We start from the raw sequence: 23,490 nt of genomic DNA on the forward strand, positions 1-23,490 counted from the left end.
CGTTAAGCGGGATTTTTTTGTACCCTTTTTTACTATATTGGAAATTTACCGCTATTCCTATTATTAGCTAAAATATGAATTAATATCTCAAAAACGAATATACTAATGCCAATTCACTAGATGAGAGTGTGCCTGTGATACCTCATAATGGCGGCATTCCTTATATCTTTTCTACCTTTTTATAATAAACAATTAAATATATGGTGACATTATGAACACCTTCCCGCTATTTTTTAAATTAGAAGACCGTAAAGTGCTCATCGTGGGCGGCGGCGAAGTGGCACTGCGTAAAGCTGATTTGCTCAGCCGTGCAGGTGCCTGTATCACTATACTTGCACCTGATATCAGCCACGAGCTACAAGCTTTGCTAACGGACGATAAGCACCAGTTTATCTATGAGAATTATAATAAAGCTTATATGTCAGGCGCACGGGTAATCATTGCCGCGACTGACGATGAGACGCTGAACCACCAAATTCATGCAGATGCGACTGAGCTAAACATTCCAGTCAATGTGGTCGATACCCCGCATTTATGTGACTTTATCTTTCCAGCGATTATCGATCGCAATCCTATTGTGATTGGTATCTCATCAAATGGTAAAGCGCCTGTGCTAGCACGCTTATTACGGGCACGCCTTGAGACGTTAATCCCGCAAGGCTACGGAAAATTAGCAAAGTTGGCAGGTGAATTCCGCAGTGAGGTAAAAGCCAAAATACCCACGCTTACTGGACGTCGTCAGTTTTGGGAGCGCGCATTTGAAGGCCAAGTCAGTCAGCTGATGTTTGCTGGTAATGAAACTGAAGCCACTGCACAACTGCAAGCTGATTTAGATAGTACTGCGGCTGCTATCAGTAAGAAAAGCGACGATACAAATTCGGTTAGAGAGTCAGATGCCATCAAGAACGTCGCATCGGATGAGTCAGAAAAAAACTTACCAGCCATTGGTGAAGTCTATATTGTGGGCGCAGGCCCTGGTGATCCAGAGCTGTTGACCTTTAAAGCTTTGCGGTTAATGCAGCAAGCGGATGTGGTGTTTTATGATGCGTTAGTCTCACCGCAGGTCTTAGACTTATGTCGCCGTGATGCTGATAAGGTATTTGTTGGTAAAAAACGCAGCAACCATACAGTTGCGCAATTAGGCATCAATGAGCTACTTGTCAACCATGCCAAACAAGGTCGCCGTGTCGTGCGTTTAAAAGGTGGTGATCCGTTTATCTTTGGACGTGGCGGAGAAGAGATCGAAAGCCTACGAGCGCATAATGTGCCATATCAAGTCGTACCAGGTATCACTGCTGCCAACGCCGCTGCTAGCTATGCAGGCATTCCTTTAACTCACCGTGACCATTCACAGTCAGTGCGTTTTGTGACGGGGTTTTTGAAGGCTGGTGCACCCAACAGTAATTTTGAGAACTTTTTAAATACTGATGAGACAGTCGTATTTTACATGGGTCTGCACTCGCTGGCACGTTTGACTGAAGGCTTGGTTGACGCTGGACGCAGTAGCGAGACACCGATTGCTATCGTCTCTAATGCGAGTATGCCCAATCAGCAGGTATTGACAGGTACGCTTGCAACGATTGTTGCCAAACAAGAACAAGCACAATTGCCAACGCCTGCCCTCCTAATTATGGGCGACGTAGTCAGCTTGCATCATGATTTGGCTTGGTATAATTTGCAAAATCAGCAGCACAGTCAAAACAGCGATGATATAGCTAAAAATTGGTTGCGTGAAGGGTCGAGAGGTAAAGCAGTAAAACAACCAATAGACCAACAAGCGCACGCCCTATCGATGGTCGCAAATCTTGCAACGCAGCAAGGAGATGGTCTGGAGCAACTGATTATTGACTAACGCTTACCTTTAATCTGCAAAACGCTTAGTCTTGAATAAAAAGAAAACCCTACCAGTATATTATTGGTAGGGTTTTCTTTTGGCAACAGCGCAAATCTCAACGATTCTTGCTAGAATGAATACTTTCTACTGCTCACACTTATAGTCTACTTATGCCCATACCCGATGCTAGCTTGCCTTCTTCTTTAACCACGCAAATGAAACCTTTGACCATACTCCATACTTCAGACTGGCATTTGGGGCGACGTCTATATGGACGCCTTCGTTATGAAGAGTTTGAGTCGTTTTTGCAGTGGTTACAAGACACTATTAGCGCACAGAAGGTAGATATATTAATCGTCGCTGGTGATATTTTCGATACCATGACACCAAGTAATAAAGCCCAAGCGCTGTATTATGAATTTTTGGGTAAGGTCTCACGCTCATGCTGTCAGCATGTGGTTATTGTCGCAGGTAATCATGACTCACCGACATTTTTAGACGCGCCAAGCAATGTGCTTAAATTTTTGAATGTGCATGTGATTGGCACGGCTTGTGATGATTTGAATGATGAAGTATTGGTCTTGGGTGATGACGACAACAACCCTCATTGTATTATCGCCGCTGTGCCCTATTTGCGCGATCGGGATGTGCGTAGCAGTAGCGCTGGCGAGTCCGCAGATAGCAAAGACGCCAATGTTATCGCTGGTATTTGCGCGCATTATGACAATGTTGCAGACATTGCGAAGTCTAAGCAAGCCGACTTAATCAAAATGCATCAGCGATATATTCCTATCATCGCGACAGGACATCTATTCGCGTCTGGTGGCAGAACAACCGAGGATGATGGTGTACGCGAGCTATATGTCGGATCACTAGGTAAAATCTCCGCCGATATGTTCAATGATGGCTTCGATTACGTGGCACTTGGGCATTTGCACGTGCCGCAGCGCGTTGGCGGTCGTGAGAGTATTCGCTATTCAGGCTCACCTATCGCTATGGGCTTTGGAGAGGCTAAACAGCAAAAGCAAGTGTTGCTGGTACAGTTTGGTGCCGCAGAACATTTTAATAATGACATCTCAGAGCTAAACGTCGCACCTAATAGTATTACTCCTCATGCTATCAATACAGCTGCTGACATTGGAGTCGTCAAAGCTCAAAAAACAGTAGATAAATTAGCAGAAAAAACCGCTAAAAAAGTGGCGAGTCAGGCACTGCCTTTTATGGATGATTTGTTTGGCTTTGATGAGCCATTAGAAGATGAGGAAGTTAAAAAATCTACTGTCGTAGAAAATACTCCTATTCAGCCTGAGCAATATAAAAGCATTCGAGAAACTTCTACTGACGCCGTGACTAGCAATAAAATACTGCATCGCGATGACGCTAATCAAATGCAAGTAGTGTCCCTGCCCATCCCAAAATTCCAACAGCTGGCGCAAATATCTGGTGACCTAACCACGATTGATCAAACCATTAGAGCGCTTACGCAATCGGACTCTATTTGGCTAGAGGTTGTCTATACAGGCGATGAGATTGTCAGTGGGCTAAAAGATCAAGTTAATGAGATGGTAGAAGGTACAGTGTTTGAAGTGCTAATAACTAAAGACTCCAATTCCTATAATAAAGTGCTCAATCAGCAGCAGACTTCCGAGAACTTGCAGGACTTAAATGAGATGGAGGTTTTTGAGCGCTGCTTAACGATAAATGACATACCTGACTCACAAAAAGACTCATTGCGCGATGCCTATGGTCAGATACTTTATAACTTACGTCATGAAGACAAACAGGCGGAATGATATAAGTGACATATTATGACCATACTTCCTTATCTCTCTCAATTTTTCGCAGTTGCGGCTATTACTAATACTAAGACTTATCCATGCGCCTAATCGAACTCAGACTAAAAAACCTCAACTCCCTCAAAGGTGAATGGCATATTGATTTTGCTGATACTGCCTTTACCAATGAAGGCATCTTTGCTATCACTGGGCAAACAGGTGCTGGCAAGACCACCATCTTGGATGCTATTTGCTTAGCGCTATATGGTGAGACGCCAAGGATTAATAGCATCAGTAAGAGCAGTAATGAGGTGATGACGAGGCAGACGGCAGAGTGTTTCGCTGAAGTAGTGATTGACTTAAATGGCGAGCAGTATCGTTGCCGCTGGGGACAGCGCCGTGCTTACAATAAAGCAGATGGCAATCTGCAAGATGCGACTCATGAAATCGCTAAGATAAACGTTGATGACTCGTCAAAAGAGGATGAGCTGTTAGAGAGCACCTTAAAGCATACCAAAAACAAGATCATTGAACTGACTCGGATGGATTTTCAGCAGTTCACTCGCTCTATATTGCTGGCTCAGGGCAGTTTTTCAGCATTTCTAAAGGCAAAGGCTGATGAACGCGCTGATATATTAGAGAAAATTACGGGCACTGATATTTACGCGACTATTTCAACACAGGTTCATGATAAGAAACGTACCGAAGAAGAAATTCTCAGCAAACTGCAATACGGTTTAGATGGCTTGATGCTCTTAAATACCGATGAAGAAAATCAGCTAAAATCCGATTTAAAATCATATCAAAGTGCCCAAAGTGAGCAGCAGCAGACCATTCAAGATTTAGCCGAAAAGATAAAGTGGCTAGATAGCGTGACAGAGTCAAAAGAAAAACTGAATACTTATAAAAATGACTTGGTGCAGGCTCAGGAGGCTCAGCAAGACTTTATCCCTAATGCCAAACGCTTAACCGCTGCTAATAAGGCGTTGGAGATTGATAGTCAGTTTGGTGAGTTATCATCTACCCGCAAGCATGTTAGCGAATTAAATCGAGAAAAAGCGCAGCTTGAGTATGACTTACCTAAGCAGCAAGCACTTACACAAAGCGCTCGCACACAGCTAGAGAAGCAACTAACACAGCGCCAAGATGCAGAAAACACAATGCAAATCGCACGGCCGAAAATTCAGAAAGCACGTGACCTCGACAATGAGATTGACCAGCAACGTCGCGCTTTAAACGATACACGTGTCAGACATGACACACTTCAGGCAGACGCTGAGCAACTGCTTGAAAATATTGCCGCGCAAAAAAGCATTGCCATAGATAAAGAAAACCAAAGCGCGCAATTGACCGAAAAACTTACCGGTACGGATAATTTAAGCTATTTAGACGGCGATATTGCCATTTTTGATGAAAAGTGCAGTCGCCTAAAAGCGGTAATACATCAAAATTCAGTGCTTTCGCAAGACAAGATACGCCAAACACGTGAATTAGAAGAATACAAAACCGCATTGGTAGTACAACAGCAACGCCAACAAGCACAAAGTGATAAAAATGAAGCCACCCAAAAGCAATTAATCGCACTAAAAAAAGCACAAAGCGAGCTGATTCAAGCGCAATCGGTCACACAGATGCGTGAGACACAAGAGCAAATAGACATCACTAGCCAGCAGCTCGATCAGCTGCGCTTTCATAACCAGCAGCGCCGTGACCTTAACGCACAAGTGATACAAATCATGAGTCACATCGAGCAGCTAGAGAGTGAAATCAATGGCTATGAAAAGTTGATTACAACGAAAAAAGCAAGCCTCAAAAATACGCAAGAAAAGCGCCAAGACAAATTGAATCAGCTACAACTACAACAAAAGGTCACGGCGCTAGAGAACTATATTGCCGATTTACAAGACGGTACACCTTGTCCTCTATGCGGCGCGCTTGAGCACCCTTACGCTCAAAATCACCCGCACCTTTTACCCGATGACGAAAACTCCCAATTAGCTCAGTATGTTAGTGTTTTAGATGAACAAATTACCGAGCTGAATCAAAGTATCACTGCCCAGCAGATTGAGCAGGCAAGTAAACAAAGCACGCTTGCGAGTAAAAAAAATCAGCAAGCCGAACTCACTGCGCAAATACAGCTGCATGATACCGCCATAACAGAACTGCTGTATGTCATCAGCCAACAGATGAATGATGAAAACTTAGCTGACAGTACTATTGCCAACTTGATACAACCGTTACTGGCGTTGGGTAGTGATAACGATATCGTGCCAGTGCTTACCGCCAGCAAAAACAAATTAGCGACATATAAAGACCGTATCAAAGATTCGTTAGCACTCTACGACAGACTTCTTGAAGATATGAGCCGTTTGCGTAAGACGCTAGAGACGGCTTCACAAGACCAGCAAGTACTAGCAAATGATATCACTGAGCAGAGATACAAAATCACCATTACCGAAAGTAATATAACGGGTATTGATAATAAAATCACAGAGAACTTTGCTGAACTACAAACGCTCATTACCGCCATTTTGCAGCGTATTGACCCTTATGCTGCCAGTAGCTATCCGACAGAGGCGCTGAGCACCTTGCAACGTGCTCCCGAGAACCTACAGGTGTTATCGGCTAGCATTAAACAACAAAAAATTCTGAGCAATGCAGATTATGATAGTTATCTTGAAGAACTACGTCAGCACCGCCGCGCCCTCGTACAGCTAAAAGACGATTTCGCTGAAGATAAGGACAAACAGCAGACAATACAGAAAGACCTTGAACGCATAAAAGCATATATTGAGAATAAAGAAGCACAGCTCAAAAAAGATACCGATTCGCTTAACAGTCTAATGCAAGCGAAGAATAAACAAATAGCTGCACTAACCCAGTTTCAAGACGAACGCGCAGAGGTTTTTGAGGCGGCCGACCTAGAAGCAGCTGAGCGTACGCTTAGAGACACTCTAGAGCAAGCACAAGAGGCGCACAGTGTTGCCCAACGACAATTGGATAAAGAGACGTATAATTTGCAACAGCTCATAAAGCAGCAGGAAAACTTAGCCAATCGTATCGAAGCAGCTACGCAAACCTTAGAAACGCAACATACCGCATTTAATAACGCACTTGCCACCTCCAGCTTTTATACGGAAGCAGAATTTTTGGCGGCTCGCCTGCCCATCGATGAACGCAATACACTCAAGCAGCAGCAAGAACATATTGATTACGTGCTAAAGCAAGCGCAGTCTTTATTGGAAGAAACCAAAAAAGCACTTGCAGATAAACAAGCCAATCCGCTAACAGTAGACGATAGAGAAACGCTTGCCCAACAGCAGTCGCAAGCCCAAGATGAGTTTAATAAAAGAATTGAGTCAATCGGTGCAATTAATCAGCGTCTAAAGGACAATGAAGATAAGAAAACCACCCAACAGGCACAGCTTGATGCCATCACTGCCCAAAAGGACAAATTGCAAGTTTGGCAACAACTGCACAAATTGATTGGCTCATCTGATGGCAAAAAATTCCGTACTTTTGCTCAAGGGCTAACCTTTGATCTCATGGTCACTCACGCCAATACACAGTTGCAAAAAATGAGCGATCGCTATTTGCTGGCTCGTGATGATAACAGTCCACTTGAGCTAAATGTGATTGACAACTATCAAGGTGGTGAAATTCGTAGCACTAAGAATCTTTCGGGCGGCGAAGGTTTTATCATTAGCCTAGCATTAGCACTAGGACTCTCACAGATGGCCAGTCAAAATATACGCGTGGACTCGCTATTTTTGGATGAAGGATTTGGTACATTGGATGAGGAGTCGTTAGATATTGCGCTTGATACGCTGACCAACCTACAGCAAGAGGGCAAACTAATCGGGGTGATATCCCATGTTCAGGCGCTAAAAGATCGCATTTTAACCCAAATCAAGGTCGAAAAGCTCTCGGGCGGATTTAGTCGAATCAGTGGTCAAGGGTGTCATAAAGTCGTCAGTGAAAAAGCATCATAAGTTAAGTTAATCACTTTACTACTTAATACTTTCAATTAAGTCATTTCTTTTAGGTAATAAAAAACCACCGAACATTAAGAACAGTGGTTTTTTTGTGAGACAGTTTGGGAGTGATATTATGTCATTACTTAGTAACTAAACCACTAAGCTCACTCATCAATACTGACAACGTCGAAAGACCAATTTGACCTTCTTCGTCGTTGCTATGCAGCTCATCCAACTTATTCATCTCTGTGGTGACTGCTGCAAGCTGATCAACGTGTCTCGCTCTCCACTCACTAAATGCTTGCTTAGCATCTGGTTTTGAGAGTACCGCATCCATCAATAGGCGCAAGCTGCGTGACAGCTCGTTCACTAACGCATGGCGTGCACGGCGATCCCAATAATCTTGCTGTGGTAGGTTCGCAATATTTTCCATCATCCAGTCTAATTGCAATACTTGATAAGCTTCAAAGTATAAAGTTGCAATCTCATCAACAGGACGCTCATATTGCTCAGCAAGCAATGCAGCATCAAGCGCATCGACATGATACGGTAGCATCGCAAATAGCGTAGCGTCATTATCAGACAGATCTTTTTGCATCAAACGAGTGGTGTCTTCTTGCAGATATTGTGCAAATTGCTGCTCGATAAAACCACTTGGCTTAGTCAATTTTTCTACGCTTTCACTGAAGCGGCTAATCATATCAGCGACTTGCAGATTTTGACCGAAGGCATTGATGAACCAGACCACACCGCGCTCAAGTGAATCACGTAGACGTAGCTCAAGGTTCAGCAGTAACGTCGCCTCAACTTGATTGTCTAGGGCTTCAAGTGCTTTCCAAGCGCGCGATACGTTGAATACATCACGGCTAATCGCATAACCACGTACGATAGTGGCTAGTGATTGATCGGTTTCCTCAAAGAGACGGAATAGCGCTTCAATACCTAAGCGGTTGACTACACTGTTGGTCAAGTAAGTACTGATAATCTCGCGATGCAAACGGTGTTCAGTCATCTCATCAAAGAAGCGTGACGCAAGCTCATCTGGGAAGTACTTACGTAGCTCATTGATAAAGTACGGATCATCTGGTAAATCAGATAGTAGTAGATTGTCATAAACCCACATTTTGCCATAAGCCAAGACCACTGCCAGCTCAGGATTGGTCAGACCAGTATCCGCTTTTTGACGCTTCGCAATCTCTTCATCTGATGGTAGATACTCAATCGCACGATCCAGACGCCCTTCACTCTCTAGCATCTGAATAAAGCGCTGATGATCACTCAAATTAGCTGCTGCACGGATATGGCTCAGCTCGATCGCTTGTGGTTGCAAGTAGTTTTGACGCAGTACCAATTCTGCTACAGTGTCAGTCATACTCTCAAGCAGCTCATTACGTTGTTTCAGCGTCATATCGCCTTGCTCGACCACTTTGCCAAGTAGGATTTTGATATTGACTTCATGATCCGAGCAGTTAACACCGCCTGAGTTATCGATTGCATCTGTATAGATACGTCCGCCCGTTTGAGCGTACTCGATACGGCCTTGCTGGGTTAAACCTAAGTTACCACCTTCACCAACGACGGCTGCACGTAGCTCATTGCCATCGATACGCAGTGAATCATTCGCACGGTCGCCCACGTCAGCATGCGTTTCGTTTGCACTTTTGACATAAGTACCGATACCACCATTCCAGATAAGATCAACAGGTGCACGTAACAACGCGCTGATCAAATCATTCGGTGCAAGGCTGTCTTCACTGATATCGAAGAGCGATTTCATCTCAGGACTGATAGCGATGGTTTTGTCTTGGCGCGAGAAGATACCACCACCTTGACTGATTAATGATGCTTCATAATCTGCCCATGAGGAGCGTGGTAGCTCAAACAAGCGTGCACGCTCAGCGTACGAGGCCGCCGTATCTGGATTAGGATCAATAAAGATATGCAAATGGTTAAAGGCAGCAACTAGCTTAGTATGCGCTGATAGCAACATGCCATTACCGAATACATCCCCACTCATGTCACCAATACCGACAACGGTAAAGTCATCACGGTTTTGGATGTCCATACCGCGCATACGGAAGTGACGTTTGACCGACTCCCAACCACCGCGAGCGGTGATACCCATTGCTTTATGGTCATAACCTACTGAGCCACCTGATGCAAAGGCATCATCTAGCCAGAAGTTGTACTCTGCTGCTAGCGCGTTGGCTATATCAGAGAAAGTAGCTGTGCCTTTGTCTGCTGCGACAACCAAGTATGGATCGTCTTCATCATGGCGTACCGTGTTGGCTGGCGGGACGATGTTGCCATCTACAATATTGTCTGTGACATCAAGCATGCCGCGTAAGAATGTCTGATAGCAAGCGATACCTTCTGCTTGGAACGCCTCACGGCCATCAGCCATGCTCTTGGTTTTTACAATAAATCCGCCTTTAGAGCCTACAGGGACGATTACTGCGTTTTTGACCATCTGTGCTTTGACAAGGCCAAGTACTTCTGTACGGAAATCTTCCATACGATCTGACCAGCGCAGACCACCGCGAGCGACTTTTCCGCCACGTAAATGTACAGCTTCGACGCGTGGTGAATACACAAATATCTCAAACATTGGCTTTGGTTTAGGCAAGTTTGGAATGTCTGCTGCCAAGAACTTAAATGACAGACGATCTTTGCGTTGACCATCGCTATCAACTTGATAGAAGTTGGTACGCACCATTGCATTGATCAAATCTAAGTACCAGCGCAAGATACGATCTTCGTCTAGACTATCGACATCTGCTAGCGCCGCTGTGATTTGCTCTTGAATGGTAGCAGCCTTTTCTTGGCGCTCTTCTTCGCTATACTTAGGATTCATACGTGCGTCAAACAAACTACCTAACGCGACACTGATATCACTGTTTTTGACCACCGTTTGCTGAATATAAGCACTCGAGAATGGGGCACGTGCTTGCAGCATATAGCGAGACAATGCACGCAATACGACGACATCATAAGTATCGAGCTTGGTCGTTAGTACCAATTCATTGAATGAGTCGCTTTCAACGCGACCTGCCCAGATTTGTTTGAGGCTGTCTTCGAACTGACCACGCACTACTTGCATATTGACCGTATCGACATGCTCTAGGGTCAACTCATACTCTTGCATCCAGATAGGCTGCTCTGGCAAGTCAAACTCATAAGTTTGTGCTGAGATAACTGACACACCAAAGTTTTCAAGTATTGGTAGCACTTTTGACAAGATAACCGGCTGCTCGCGACCGTATAGCTTTAGATGGAGCTGATTACGTGCATCGCCTGTTGACTGGTATAAATGCCAAAGCATTGGTTGCTCTGCGGTCAGCCCCGCCAAACGCTTCGTGTCTTCGACTGCAGTACGAGCATCAAAACGCTCTTGGTAGGCAGCAGGAATATAGTTTAAGAAGCGACGATTTAAAGCATTGGCTTGTTGCTCACCCACATTATCAAGGAGCATTTTTTGATAATTATCATCCCATGATTGCATGAGTGCTGATAATTTGGCTTCAAGTGTGGCGATATTGACGTCATTTACTTGACCAGGTACGGTACGTACGTGGACATGCACACGAGCATGCGCAGATTCATTGAACTCCGTGGTAAACCCTGAAGACATACCGTTATAGGCATCTTTTAGGACGTTTTGTACTTTGATACGTAGCTCGGTATTGAACTTATCACGCGGGATATAGACCAAGCACGAAACAAAACGCTGATAATGGTCAATACGGCTGAATAGACGTAAGCTCTTTTTGTCTTGTAGTTGAGTAATTCCCGAAACAATTGGGTATAGCTCTTCGACGCTGGCTTGGAACAAATCATCACGCGGTAAGGTGTTAATCACATGCATCATCTTGTGATGAGCGTGACCGTCACGTGGTAAGTCTGCCATCGCCATAATCTTATTGGCTTTTTCGCGCAATAGCGGTATTTGCTGTACAGTAAGCTGATAGGCTTGTGACGTAAGCAAACCGATAAAGCGGTATTCACCAATTAGGTTACCATTGTCATCAAACTTATGAATGCCCAAAAAGTCCATATATACTGAACGATGCACAGGTGATACACGGCTTGACTTAGACAGCATCAACACGCGCGGCTCAGTCAACAGTTGCTTTAAACCTCTAGGCAATTGGCTAAAGCTTTCCGATAGCTTGTCTTTTTCAGAACCACGTAATAGACCCAGACCACTGTTACCAATCGCAAATAAATCCAAATCGGTCGGCTCAGAAGTCACTTCGATAGACTGACCACCTTCTAAGCGGTATTCACGATATCCTAAGAATATAAAGTGATCGTCTAAAATCCAATCTAAAAATGCTTGGATTTCTTGTTGTGAGTAGAATACTTCTGGTAGCGGCTTAGTCGAAAGCTCCGTTTTGATGTCATTCAACTGCGCACGCATCTGTTTCCAATCGCCAACGACTGTATCAAGCGTGTCAATTTTTGACATCAGCATTTTTTGCAGTGCTTCCAAGTCTTCGTTGTCTTGGTAAGCAATTTCACAATGAATCAATGACATATGTGAAGTGGCACTTTCATGTGCGCCTTCGATATGCGTAATATTACCATTGTCATCACGCTCAACACTAATAATGATGTTGTAAGTACGATGAACATCGATACCTTCAGCTTCTAGGCTCATCAAAATCGTATCAACTAAGAATGGTCTATCATAAGCTGCGATTTGAATGACAGTGTGCGAGCTGTGAAAGTGCTGCTCTTCTGCTGCTGGGTTTAGTACTGTCAGCTGCGGCTTGCTGCCGTCGTAAGCTTTGAGTAGTGTAAAGTGATGTAGCGCCATGCCCGCCAAGTCAGCATTACTAATCGCCTCTGCAGTTTCTTGATGCAGCGGCTGATAATAGCTATGAATAAAATGATCAAATAGCGATTTGTCTTTTTGTACATAACTGGTAGCAATATCGCTTATCTGGCTAATGCGCTCTTTTGCGATACTGAGGGAGTTTGGCATTTCCTGCGTCCTTTTTTTATAGATTTGGTTTAACATTTATTTATTTAAGTTTATCGATTTAGATTGACCACTGTTACTGCATATTCATCATTGGTGCAACGGTGCAGTATTTCCATTCACGCGACTTATTTTATTTTTATAACAGTTAGAAATTTTCTCCTTTTTTGCTATTATTTTTTATTAATATGTAGCCATCAGAATTTAATACTACCAATATAGTGAAGTGTAACGCACATAAGGCGCGAGCTAAAGTGTACAACATCATTTCATGAATCAGCGATGTGTCGATAACCTTTACTAATGAGACAACGCGGTTTTAGACATCGATATGGATGATTCGGTGCTGGCAGGCGGATACTCATGGTAATTGAAGGCATTTTTTTGTTAGAATATGCCAACATATTTAAGAGCGTACGACTCGCTCACTATTAACTTTAATGCTAAGGGCAAAAGGTATGATGAATATTTTGGTGGTTGGCTCAGGTGGTCGCGAACACGCATTGGCATGGCAATGTGCAAAAGATGACAATGTAAAAAATGTCTACATCGCTCCTGGTAATGCTGGCACCGCCCTTGAGCCTAAATGCCAAAACGTTACGCTAGAGGCTACCGACGCTGACACAGGCGAGCATAGTGCTGTTATCGCCTTTTGTCAAAATAATGATATCGACATGGTAATTGTTGGTCCAGAAGCGCCTTTGGTTACGGGTATTGTTGATGCTTGTCGTGAAGCAGGTATCAAAGCATGGGGCCCAACAGCATACTGTGCACAGTTAGAAGGCTCAAAAACTTTTGCTAAAGAGTTCATGGAGCAAAACAACATTCCAACCGCTGCTTATCAAGGTTTTACAGACGCAGTCGCTGCAAAAGCCTATGTCGATGAGCAAGGCGCGCCTATCGTTATCAAAGCAGACGGCCTCGCTGCAGGTAAAGGCGTTATCGTTGCTGAAACGATCGAACAAGCACATGAAGCTATCGACGATATGTTAGCGGATAATAAGTTTGGTGATGCTGGCAGCCGCGTGGTTATCGAGCAGTTCTTACAGGGTGAAGAAGCCAGCTTTATCTGTATGATTGATGGTGATAACATCTTGCCAATGGCAACCAGCCAAGATCACAAACGTGCTTTTGAAGGCGATACTGGTCCGAATACTGGCGGTATGGGTGCCTACTCTCCTGCTCCAGTTGTTACCAGCGATGTTCATAACAAAGTCATACAGCAAGTGATTCAACCAGTAGTCGATGCCATGAAAAACGCAGGCCATCCTTATACTGGATTCTTATACGCTGGTCTTATGATTGATAAGGCAGGCGACCCGTATGTCATCGAGTTTAACTGCCGCTTTGGTGATCCAGAAACGCAGCCTATCTTAATGCGCTTACAGTCATCAATGGTCGATTTGGTCGAACAAGGTTTGGCAGGTCAATTGCCTAGTGAAGCAAAATGGGATGCGCGCCCTGCTCTAGGTATCGTTGTCGCATCAAAAGGCTACCCTGAAACTTCATCTAAAGGCGATGTGATTGCTGGCTTGCCAGAACTAGATCCTAACAACGACAATGCTGTTAAAGTTTTCCATGCTGGCACGGCATTTTCTAACGATAATGATAAAGAAGTCGTTACAAACGGCGGGCGCGTCTTATGTGTAACTGCGCTAGCAGATAGTATTTCTGATGCTCAGCAAGCAGCATTAGCAGTCACTGCTGCTATTAGCTTCGATGGTGCGCAATATCGCCGTGATATTGGACACCACGCCATCACTCGCGAAAATGCTTAACAGCTAAGGCATACTAAAAGACATATTGAGTAACGTCTTGGACAATATTTTAGATAATGCGAAGGTTTCGCTCAATATGTTTGATTAATAATACCTCTGTATTTTATAGCTCCATATCATTATTCGACCTAGCATCATGCTAGGTCTTATTTTTTAGTATCTTTTTGACACTTAGCTATTGGCTATAAATAGATTTCACTAAGTTTTAATAACCAGTGAACTTGCTAGAAAACTCTAGGTATTTATGAATCATACTCAAATTAGTAAGCACCTATTTATCAATAGTTACCGCTAGATATTAGCTTACAAAGTAACTATCAATGGCCAGCTCAGGCTCATAAAACCAACGCGCTTTATATGATACAATTTTGTACCTGTGCATCACGTCTCCCTTGTATTGTAGGTTTCGAACCCGCAAATCAATACCAATTGGATGAATGATTATACTTATGGCAAATGATACGTCTAAACCTTTTAGCAACAAGCAGTCAATCGATAGCCTAAAAACCTCAGGGTTTGATCGTCGTATGTCGATTGCAAAAACTTCTTTGAATATTGGTCGTCGTTGGGCGGGTAATAGCGTGTCTGGTATGTTCTTAAACAAAGAGGCACGTACTGCACGTAATCAGGCGTTTATGGAAACTCAGGCAAATTATCTGGCATCAGAGCTGGGTAAATTGAAAGGTTCGGTCGTCAAGATTGGTCAAATGCTAGCCATCTATGGTGAGCATATACTGCCGCCAGAGATCACGCGTGCTTTGCAAACCCTTAATGATGACACGGCGACATTAACTTGGCCGACGATTGAGCAAACATTACGCCAGTTACTGGGCAACAAACTAAACGAGCTAGACATTGATCCCGTCCCTATCGGAACCGCTTCTCTTGCTCAGGTTCATCGTGCGACCATACTCGCCACTGGTGAACAAGTTGTGTTAAAAATTCAGTATCCGGGTGTGGCAGACGCTATCAACTCTGATCTTGCCTTGTTCAAACGATTATTAAAAGTAAGTAATATCGTCCCTCAAACACGCGCACTCGATGCTTGGTTTGAGGAAATACGTGACCTACTCCATCACGAAGTAGATTATGAAGCGGAAGCGGCTACGACAGAGCGTTTTTACGAGCGTTTAATCGATGATCCGCGCTATATCGTGCCTAAGATCAATCGCACTTATTCTAAAAAGCGTCTGCTATGTATGTCATATGAGCCAGGTATCACTGTGGTCTCGGAAGCATTGCAGCTATTACCTCATGAACGTCGAAATGCCATTGGTCAAGCAGCCATAGAAATCATGATGCAAGAGATTTTTGTATGGGGTGAAATGCAGACCGATCCTAACTTTGGTAATTACTTGGTGCGTGTTAGCGAAAACGAAGAAGATATTGATAGATTGGTTTTGCTAGACTTTGGGGCGATTCGTCAATTTGATGGCAACTTATTAACGATTGCCCGTGGTCTACTACGCGCAGGATATCGCCATGATCAGCAAGCAATGAGCCTTGCTATGAAAGGATATGACTTTTTCGATAGCATGAGTAATAAAGTACGTTCAGATATTGCCTCGTTATTTTTATTGGCTACAGAGCCTTTTAGTGACCCTGAGAAAAACGCTAATATCCCTAGTGAATGTTTGGATGAGCAGAATCGCTATATTTGGGCCAACAGTAAACTACATTCACGCCTATCCACTACGGCCACACGTGCAATGCAATCTTTTGAATTTAATCTACCACCAAAAGAATTTATGTTTATTAGCCGCAAGTTTATCGGTGCATATACTTTTTTGACTGTTTTAGATGCGCACACCAACTCTAACAGTCTCGTAAAACCTTATTTATAAACCGTGCAAATTTTGAGCTGTCCTTTAGTGACGGCTTTCTATTATTTGAATTCTAATTGCTTAGGCTATTTTATAGTTAATACTACTACCTTCATTGTATATCATTGATATAAGCCCTATATTTGCTTAGGCTATTATTTTTCGTTTATAGCACTTACCTGCCAATCATCAAATCTTGTTTTATACCATTTCGGCTTACGAATGCTTAGCTCCCAACACACTTCTTGTCGGGCAAGGTATTTCACTTCGAAATGAGTTCGCTGACTAGTCGCTGGTACTCGAGAACATGTTGATGGTAGACACCACACTTTAGTTGCTTGGTATTCTGCATTGTCGATATAGGATTCGATATTAGTCACTACTATCACTTCTCCACCCACCTGCAAGCGTGATAGTAGAAACTCAAAAAAAGGCATGTTCAGCCATTGCTGATTTGGATTGTGCTGTTCAGGATTGGGATAAAGAATGAATATTTTAGCCAAGCTGTTTGGTTTAATGGCATGCACTGTCCATGCAATCGCATCTGCATGAATCGCAGCTAGGTTTGATAGATTTTGTAGAGTGGCTAGTTTTGAGAATGCTTCAAATTTGTTACGCGTGCGTTCAATGGCTACCAAATGCTTGTCAGGATTTTGTGCGGCAAAGCTAAGTGCATGCTTACCCTTCCCTGCTCCAATCTCTAGCATTAACGGTTTTTCATCTTTATTGTCATTGATGATATTTGGAATAATAAAGTCACGCGGTGCTGACAGTTTTTGTGGTTGAAAGGCACGCTCTTGCTGATGCGTGAGATCAATATTGTCGGTCATCTACTATCCTTAAAGCATTTGTCTTTTGTCATTATTCGGCCCCATGCTATTATATAGTCAATCCAATTGAATAGTAATACAGCGATAGCAAGTACGCCTCGTTTCGTCGTAATTTAAATGACGTATGCGTTTTATGCTTATGCCATATGCAACCAATACTAATAACATTTAGGACATTGCTCTTTTCTTATGACTGACTCTACTGCAAATACGCCCCCAAAGACCTACCCTTGCCCACGTTGCGGCACTCAGACGGCTTGGCAAGACAATAAATATAAGCCTTTTTGTAGCAGTCGCTGCAAGCTAATCGACTTAGGTGCTTGGGCAAACGAAGATTACACCTTACCTGCAGAAACCACGCCTTTTTCTGACGAGCTATAACCCACACTTTTACTCAATTATTATACCAAGGATGTTTTACATGTCTGCTACTTACCTGATGCCCACCTATAATCGTCAACCTATCAGCTTTACCCGCGGTGCAGGCAGTTGGCTCTATACAAAAGACGATACGCCATACTTAGATGCCTTAACTGGTATCGCAGTATGTGGACTAGGGCATTGCCATCCACAAGTCACTGACGCTATTCAACAGCAGGCAGGTACGTTAGTTCATACAAGCAATCTGTTCGGTATTGACTGGCAAGAGCGTGCTGGAGAGATACTATGTACCGCCGCCCAAATGGATAGCGTGTTTTTTGCCAATAGCGGTGCCGAAGCCAATGAAGCTGCATTGAAACTGGCACGTTTATACGCGTACAAGCAAGGTTTTAAACGTCCAAAAGTTATCGTAATGGAGCAATCATTTCATGGTCGTACGTTATTATCTTTGTCAGCTACTGCAAATCCGAAGGCGCGTGAAGGGTTTTATACGCTAGATGAAGATTTTATTCGTGTGCCATTTGGCGATATCGATGCTGTCAAACAAGCTGCTCAAGAACATGATGATATCTGCGCTATCTTTGTAGAGCCGATCCAAGGCGAAGGCGGTCTGAATACTGCAGCCAATGGCTTCACTTATCTTGAAGAGCTACAAGCAGAATGTGACGCTCATAACTGGCTATTTATGCTGGATGAAGTGCAAACAGGTAATGGCCGTACTGGTAAATATTTTGCTTATCAACATAGCAGTGCTCGTCCTGATGTGTTGACGACAGCCAAAGGCCTAGGTAATGGTTTCCCAGTTGGTGCGTGCATGGTACGTGGCCGTGCCAATGGTTTGTTTGGCGCTGGTAGCCATGGCTCTACTTATGGTGGCACGCCATTGGCCAGCCGTGTGGTACATAGCGTATATGACGTACTAGCAAATAGTAACATTATGGAAAATGCAGTGACTGAAGGTTTATTCATCAGAGAAAGTATCGTTGATGAATTGGGCCAACATGGCGTTAGCAGTCGCGGTGCAGGTATGATGATTGGTATCGCGTTACCTGAAGACACGGACTGTAGTAAACTGGTGGATCGTGCCCGTGATGAGCAAAAGCTGATCATCAATGTGACGGGTGGTCATGTTGTACGTTTGCTACCGCCACTTAACATAAGCCGTGATGAAAGCACACAAGTTATTGAGCGTTTAATCAATCTATTGAAGCCATCATTCTAAAGCATATTGTAACCTTGACCACAGACAATAAAAAAGCCTATAGATGATTCATTATCTATAGGCTTTTTGCTAACTACTTACTGCTAACTAAAAACGTTTTGTGCATAGTGAGAACAACACTTAATTCGCATGGAAGTATTTTTTCAGTACTTCTAGACAACGAGTGATTTTGGCTGGCTGTTGGTCTCGATTTAAAGTGACCGCATATAGCACAAAGCTTGGTAATTGATAGCCAGTCAACACTTCTACCAGCTCTCCACTCTCCAGCTCTTTTTTTATGTCCATCTCCATCATTCTAACCAAACCGTGACCTTCTTTAGCCAGCGTCGTTGCCATAAACACATTATTGGTATAGATACGTGAATTCATCTTTATACGTGTCTTTTTACCAGTTTCAGTTTGAACCATATCAACCTGATTGGCATCTTTCATAATCTCAATACAGATCAACTGATGCTCAGCTAAGTCTTTAGGTGTATTTAGCTTACTGTGTTGACGCAAATACTGAGGTGAAGCAACCAATAGCTGACGCACATCTGTTAACGGATGGCTGCTGAGGCTAGAGTCATTAATCGATGGGCTCATGCGAATGGCAATATCAATACGCTCATCAATCATATCAATATAATGATTGTCGGCTAGATAAGTGACACTAAGATCATCATGTGCCGCCATCCACGTAGAGAGTGCTGGCAGTATATGATTAACACCAAGCTCAGGAGTCGTCGATACACGCAAGCTACCTGCTAGCTCATCACGCAATTGATTAACTTTGATACGCCCTTGCTCTGCTGCACTGACGACATCTTTTGCAGCTTCATAAAAGCTCTCACCAGCTTCTGTTAAGCTTAGCTTACGAGTTGAGCGATGTAGCAATACTACCCCAAGCTCGTTCTCTAATGAACGAATTTGCTGACTGACTGCGCTGGTTGTAATACCTAGCTCACGTGCTGAGCCACTAAAAGAGCCATGTCCGACCACACTGGCGAACACAGCCATACCGCGTAAATTATCCAACATATTCTCACCTAAACGTCATTTCAGTTTTTAATATAACTTAACCATTATAACGACTTTACATTCATCTTATCGTTATCAAATGGTTCTCTCTTGTTTGATAAATATATTTTGACCCGTAATAAAAACAAAAATATCAAGGTGATATATTGCTATCACCTTGATATTTAATATAAAACTATGTTCAATATATAAATATACTTTTAGATACTTTGACCAATTACTGCTCCAAAATCTCAATACAGCTGCACTTTACCCATTTTCCCCTCACCGCGTTCAGTTAAATACTGCATTACTGGCGTTTTCAGCAATTTCGTTTCAGCAACGGTTTTCGCTTGCTCTAAACGTCTCTTCTGTCGGCGCTCTGGGGTTTTATCTTCGGTCTGCATGATACTACTATCAATTTTCAAGTCAATGTCAGCTTGCGTAAATTGCTGTTGTAGCTTAGCTGCCAATTGCTGAAAAGTGACCTGCAAATGCTTACTATCAACACTGGTCAAAAACGTGGCTTTACCATTGCATTGTCCAGTCATTGTACCTTGACGTGCTAGTGCTAGCTCATCTTGTGCCAATACCTCGCCTTCACGAGCAGTTTGCAACCAGTAATCCCACTTTTCTGGGTTCCACTCGCCTGTCAGTTCTTGAGGTGGACAACGCAGCAACGTACGTGGATCTTCATCAGAGTGGGCTGTTAATTGAGAATCATTTGCGCCAGGCTCAACAATTGGTTCAGGCTCAACAATTGGTTCAGGCTCAACAATTGGTTCAGGCTCAACAACAGGTTCAGGCATAGCACTAGCCACTGACTGTGCTAAATTGTCATTACCATCAATACTGCTTTGTAGCTCATCGTGACTTGGTGGCTGATAATCAACATTATAAAGCTCTGGTGGCGGTGCTGACGCTTCATGTGCAATAGCATCTGGAGCTGATGTAGAAGAAACTGCTTCTATAGCTGGTACTTTGGTAGCAGACCCATTGCTATCATAAGTATTACTCAAGACTTCATCGACTGGCAATGGACGAAACGCCAGTAATCGTAAGATGCACATCTCAAGCGCTTGCATCGGTGTACTTGCAAGCTTGACACCTTCACGGGCTTGTACAACAATCTCATAATACAGCTGCAAGACATCAGGGCTGATATGCTGAGCTAGCGTATAAATATCTTTTGCTTGTGCCTCATTAACATTAAGAGCGACCTCAGGTAACAGCTGAGTCAACGCCAATTGATGTAATAGCTCAGCGAGCCCATCGAATATGCTAGTTGCATCAACCATTTGCGCACGCATTTGCTCAATATGAGCAGCAACCGCAGACTTATCATGATTATAAACATCTGTGATTAGACGTACTAAGTCAGCGGCATCAATAAGACCAAGCATTGCATTGACAGTCGCATCATCCAGTGCGCCTTGGCCAAAAGCAATGGCTTGATCGGTCAATGATAGAGCATCACGTACAGAACCTTTGGCTGCACTTGCCAACTGCCAAATCGCTGGCTGAGTATAGCCAACCTGCTCTTGAGTCAAGATACTTGCCAAGTGCTCGCTAAGCAACGTTTGTGGTAATGGACGTAGAACAAACTGCAAGCAGCGCGAAATAATCGTAATTGGCAGCTTTTGTGGATCAGTCGTCGCCAGCAAAAACTTCACGTGTTCAGGTGGCTCTTCTAACGTTTTAAGTAGCGCATTAAAACTGTGCGTAGACAGCATATGTACTTCATCAATCAGATAGACCTTATAACGTCCTTGGCTTGGCGCATAAGGGACATTATCTAACAGCTCACGCGTGTCTTCGACCTTGGTACGAGAAGCGGCATCAATCTCGATAAGATCAATGAAACGCCCCTGATCAATAGCAACACAGTTATCACATACGCCGCACGGTGTGCTAGTAATACCCGTATCACAGTTCAAACATTTAGACAAAATACGTGCAATTGTCGTTTTGCCCACACCACGTGTGCCTGTAAACAGATAGGCATGATGCAAACGATTATAATCAATCGCATTAATCAGCGCTTGCGAGACATGCGTCTGCCCAATCAACTCATGAAAGTTTTTGGGTCGATATTTGCGAGCTAAAACTTGATATTGCTGCGACATAGCTATCCATTGTGCCAAGTAGTTAAAGTGCTTATTTCAAATGCTGTTTTTCGATATTTATTATAGCAAAAAGCCAGCGCATTCGTCTGGCTTCTCACAAATTTGATTATGACTTGACCGCGCTTAATAAGCGACTTTGGTTAATGGCTGATTAATCATTAGTCACTTTTGCATTAGTCACTTTTGCGGCGCATGTGCGGGAACAAGATCACATCACGGATACTAGCAGAGTCGGTAAATAGCATTACTAGACGATCGATACCAATACCTTCACCAGCTGTCGGTGGCAAACCGTAAGACAATGCTTCGATATACTCTTCATCGAAATGCATGGCTTCATCATCGCCCGCGTCTTTTTCAGCAACTTGACCACGGAAACGCTCGGCTTGGTCTGCTGGGTCATTAAGCTCGCTAAAACCATTAGCTAACTCACGACCACCAACGAACAGCTCAAAACGATCAGTAATCTCAGGATTGTCATCACTACGGCGCGCTAGTGGTGATGTCTCAGCTGGGTACTCAGTAATGAACGTTGGCTGACGTAATTGATGCTCAGCCGTTTCTTCAAAGATAATTGTCTGTAGCTTACCCACACCAAACACATCTTTGACTTGCTGCTTAAGTGTCGTAGATGCATATTCTGCTAGGTATTCGCGATCATTGATACGTGTCATGTCAAAGTTTTCAGCATATTTTGCAATCGCATCAGACATTGACAGACGAGCAAATGGTGCTTTTAGGCTAATGGCTTCTTCTTGATAAGTCAGCTCTGTTGTGCCCAACACATCTATTGCTAACTGATTAAACAGACGCTCAGTCAAATCCATCAAGTCATGATAATCAGCGTATGCTTGATAGAACTCAATCATGGTAAATTCAGGGTTATGACGGGTTGAAACCCCTTCATTACGGAAACTACGGTTAATCTCAAATACTCTTTCGAACCCACCAACGACCAAACGCTTAAGATAAAGCTCAGGCGCGATACGTAAATATAAAGGCATGTCTAATGCATTATGATGCGTCTCAAACGGACGGGCTACTGCGCCGCCTGGGATTGGATGCATCATTGGCGTTTCAACTTCCATAAAACGCTCATTGAGCATAAATTGACGAATACCGCTGACGATCTGACTGCGAAGCATAAAGGTGTTGCGAGTCGTCTCATTGGTCATCAAATCAAGATGACGATTGCGATAGCGCGCTTCTACATCAGCCAAGCCATGGAATTTGTTTGGCATTGGACGTAGTGATTTGGTCAGTAGTGTAATTTCTTCAATATGCACATACAAATCGCCTTTACCTGAGCGACCGATATAGCCTGATACACCAACGATGTCACCCAAATCTAATGATTTGATGCTCGCACGCGTCTCCTCATCAAGCTCTTTACGTGCTACATATAACTGAATACGACCTGTCATGTCTTGGATTACGATGAACGAACCACGGTTGAGCATGACTCGACCTGCCACGTTTACTTGTGTTTTTTCACCATTCGCAGCTTTCTCTTCGATTTCTTGTTTTGATACACCATCAAAAGCCGTCTGTAAGTCTTGCGCATAATCAGTGCGTTTGAACGTATTAGGATACGGCTGTTTACCTGAAGCACTGATATCGTCTAGCTTGGATTGCAGCTGGGCGATTAGCTCGTTAGCATCTTCTAAGGTTGGAGCTTGGTCTTGATTCTGATTGTTGGATTTTGACATAACACTCTCAAATGTTGATAAATTAGTTTTTATATTTGGAAAAATTGCGTGA

Annotated in this window: 12 protein-coding genes; 7 read left to right on the plus strand and 5 right to left on the minus strand. The window is 43.5% G+C overall.

All coding sequences use genetic code 11. From position 1 onward, the window contains the following. Positions 1 to 211: 211 nt before the first annotated feature. The 3 genes from cysG (at position 212) to DXK30_RS00735 (ending at position 7,601) form a co-directional block, all read left to right on the plus strand. Positions 212 to 1,852 carry a siroheme synthase CysG gene (cysG, locus tag DXK30_RS00725; protein WP_114700032.1) on the plus strand — a complete coding sequence of 547 codons (1,641 nt, stop codon included), beginning with the start codon at positions 212 to 214 and terminating at the stop codon, positions 1,850 to 1,852. Between the two features lie 152 nt (positions 1,853 to 2,004). Further along, on the plus strand, positions 2,005 to 3,627 hold the full coding sequence (locus tag DXK30_RS00730) for an exonuclease SbcCD subunit D C-terminal domain-containing protein (protein ID WP_227670739.1): 1,623 nt from the start codon (positions 2,005 to 2,007) through the stop codon (positions 3,625 to 3,627). 83 nt (positions 3,628 to 3,710) lie between these two features. Beyond that, positions 3,711 to 7,601: an AAA family ATPase gene (locus DXK30_RS00735; protein WP_114700034.1), complete on the plus strand. Its 3,891-nt coding sequence runs from the start codon at positions 3,711 to 3,713 to the stop codon at positions 7,599 to 7,601. Positions 7,602 to 7,725: 124 nt separating this feature from the next. Here DXK30_RS00735 and DXK30_RS00740 read toward each other — a convergent pair whose 3' ends face one another. Then, the gene (locus DXK30_RS00740) at positions 7,726 to 12,573 is read right to left on the minus strand and encodes an NAD-glutamate dehydrogenase (protein WP_114700035.1); all 4,848 of its coding nucleotides are present in this window, start codon (positions 12,571 to 12,573) and stop codon (positions 7,726 to 7,728) included. A gap of 458 nt (positions 12,574 to 13,031) precedes the next feature. On the opposite strand from DXK30_RS00740, the gene purD reads away from it, so the two are divergent. Beyond that, positions 13,032 to 14,348 carry a phosphoribosylamine--glycine ligase gene (gene purD, locus DXK30_RS00745; protein WP_114700647.1) on the plus strand — a complete coding sequence of 439 codons (1,317 nt, stop codon included), beginning with the start codon at positions 13,032 to 13,034 and terminating at the stop codon, positions 14,346 to 14,348. Between the two features lie 449 nt (positions 14,349 to 14,797). Continuing rightward, entirely contained in the window at positions 14,798 to 16,192 is a 1,395-nt protein-coding gene (locus DXK30_RS00750) for an ABC1 kinase family protein (protein ID WP_114700648.1), read from the plus strand. Positions 16,193 to 16,326: 134 nt separating this feature from the next. Here the strand turns inward: DXK30_RS00750 and DXK30_RS00755 are convergent, their stop codons facing one another. Next, positions 16,327 to 17,001, minus strand: coding sequence for a class I SAM-dependent methyltransferase (locus DXK30_RS00755; RefSeq protein ID WP_114700036.1), 675 nt, complete (start codon positions 16,999 to 17,001; stop codon positions 16,327 to 16,329). A 189-nt stretch (positions 17,002 to 17,190) separates the two neighbouring features. Here DXK30_RS00755 and DXK30_RS00760 point away from each other — a divergent pair, with 189 nt between their 5' ends. After that, on the plus strand, positions 17,191 to 17,382 hold the full coding sequence (locus tag DXK30_RS00760; RefSeq protein WP_057760289.1) for a DNA gyrase inhibitor YacG: 192 nt from the start codon (positions 17,191 to 17,193) through the stop codon (positions 17,380 to 17,382). A gap of 40 nt (positions 17,383 to 17,422) precedes the next feature. Continuing rightward, positions 17,423 to 18,604, plus strand: a complete 1,182-nt coding sequence (locus tag DXK30_RS00765; RefSeq protein ID WP_114700037.1) for an aspartate aminotransferase family protein — start codon at positions 17,423 to 17,425, stop codon at positions 18,602 to 18,604. Positions 18,605 to 18,724: 120 nt separating this feature from the next. On the opposite strand, the gene DXK30_RS00770 is transcribed toward DXK30_RS00765, so the two are convergent. The 3 genes from DXK30_RS00770 to lysS form a co-directional block, all read right to left on the minus strand. Continuing rightward, positions 18,725 to 19,624 (minus strand): LysR family transcriptional regulator, encoded by a 900-nt coding sequence (locus DXK30_RS00770; RefSeq protein ID WP_114700038.1) that lies wholly within the window; start codon positions 19,622 to 19,624, stop codon positions 18,725 to 18,727. 233 nt (positions 19,625 to 19,857) lie between these two features. Continuing rightward, complete coding sequence (dnaX, locus tag DXK30_RS00775) at positions 19,858 to 21,729, minus strand: DNA polymerase III subunit gamma/tau (RefSeq protein WP_114700039.1); 1,872 nt, start codon at positions 21,727 to 21,729, stop codon at positions 19,858 to 19,860. A gap of 173 nt (positions 21,730 to 21,902) precedes the next feature. After that, positions 21,903 to 23,438: a lysine--tRNA ligase gene (lysS, locus tag DXK30_RS00780; RefSeq protein WP_114700040.1), complete on the minus strand. Its 1,536-nt coding sequence runs from the start codon at positions 23,436 to 23,438 to the stop codon at positions 21,903 to 21,905. Positions 23,439 to 23,490: the final 52 nt, after the last annotated feature.

This window comes from Psychrobacter proteolyticus, from assembly GCF_003350005.1.
In the GTDB taxonomy this organism is placed as follows: Bacteria; Pseudomonadota; Gammaproteobacteria; order Pseudomonadales; family Moraxellaceae; genus Psychrobacter; species Psychrobacter proteolyticus.

Excerpts from the sequence above, each read along its gene's own strand:
- cysG (WP_114700032.1), top strand. The coding sequence starts at position 212 with ATGAACACCTTCCCGCTATTTTTTAAATTAGAAGACCGTAAAGTGCTC.
- DXK30_RS00730 (WP_227670739.1), top strand. The coding sequence starts at position 2,005 with ATGCCCATACCCGATGCTAGCTTGCCTTCTTCTTTAACCACGCAAATG.
- DXK30_RS00735 (WP_114700034.1), top strand. The coding sequence starts at position 3,711 with ATGCGCCTAATCGAACTCAGACTAAAAAACCTCAACTCCCTCAAAGGT.
- DXK30_RS00740 (WP_114700035.1), bottom strand. The coding sequence starts at position 12,573 with ATGCCAAACTCCCTCAGTATCGCAAAAGAGCGCATTAGCCAGATAAGC.
- purD (WP_114700647.1), top strand. The coding sequence starts at position 13,032 with ATGAATATTTTGGTGGTTGGCTCAGGTGGTCGCGAACACGCATTGGCA.
- DXK30_RS00750 (WP_114700648.1), top strand. The coding sequence starts at position 14,798 with ATGGCAAATGATACGTCTAAACCTTTTAGCAACAAGCAGTCAATCGAT.
- DXK30_RS00755 (WP_114700036.1), bottom strand. The coding sequence starts at position 17,001 with ATGACCGACAATATTGATCTCACGCATCAGCAAGAGCGTGCCTTTCAA.
- DXK30_RS00760 (WP_057760289.1), top strand. The coding sequence starts at position 17,191 with ATGACTGACTCTACTGCAAATACGCCCCCAAAGACCTACCCTTGCCCA.
- DXK30_RS00765 (WP_114700037.1), top strand. The coding sequence starts at position 17,423 with ATGTCTGCTACTTACCTGATGCCCACCTATAATCGTCAACCTATCAGC.
- DXK30_RS00770 (WP_114700038.1), bottom strand. The coding sequence starts at position 19,624 with ATGTTGGATAATTTACGCGGTATGGCTGTGTTCGCCAGTGTGGTCGGA.
- dnaX (WP_114700039.1), bottom strand. The coding sequence starts at position 21,729 with ATGTCGCAGCAATATCAAGTTTTAGCTCGCAAATATCGACCCAAAAAC.
- lysS (WP_114700040.1), bottom strand. The coding sequence starts at position 23,438 with ATGTCAAAATCCAACAATCAGAATCAAGACCAAGCTCCAACCTTAGAA.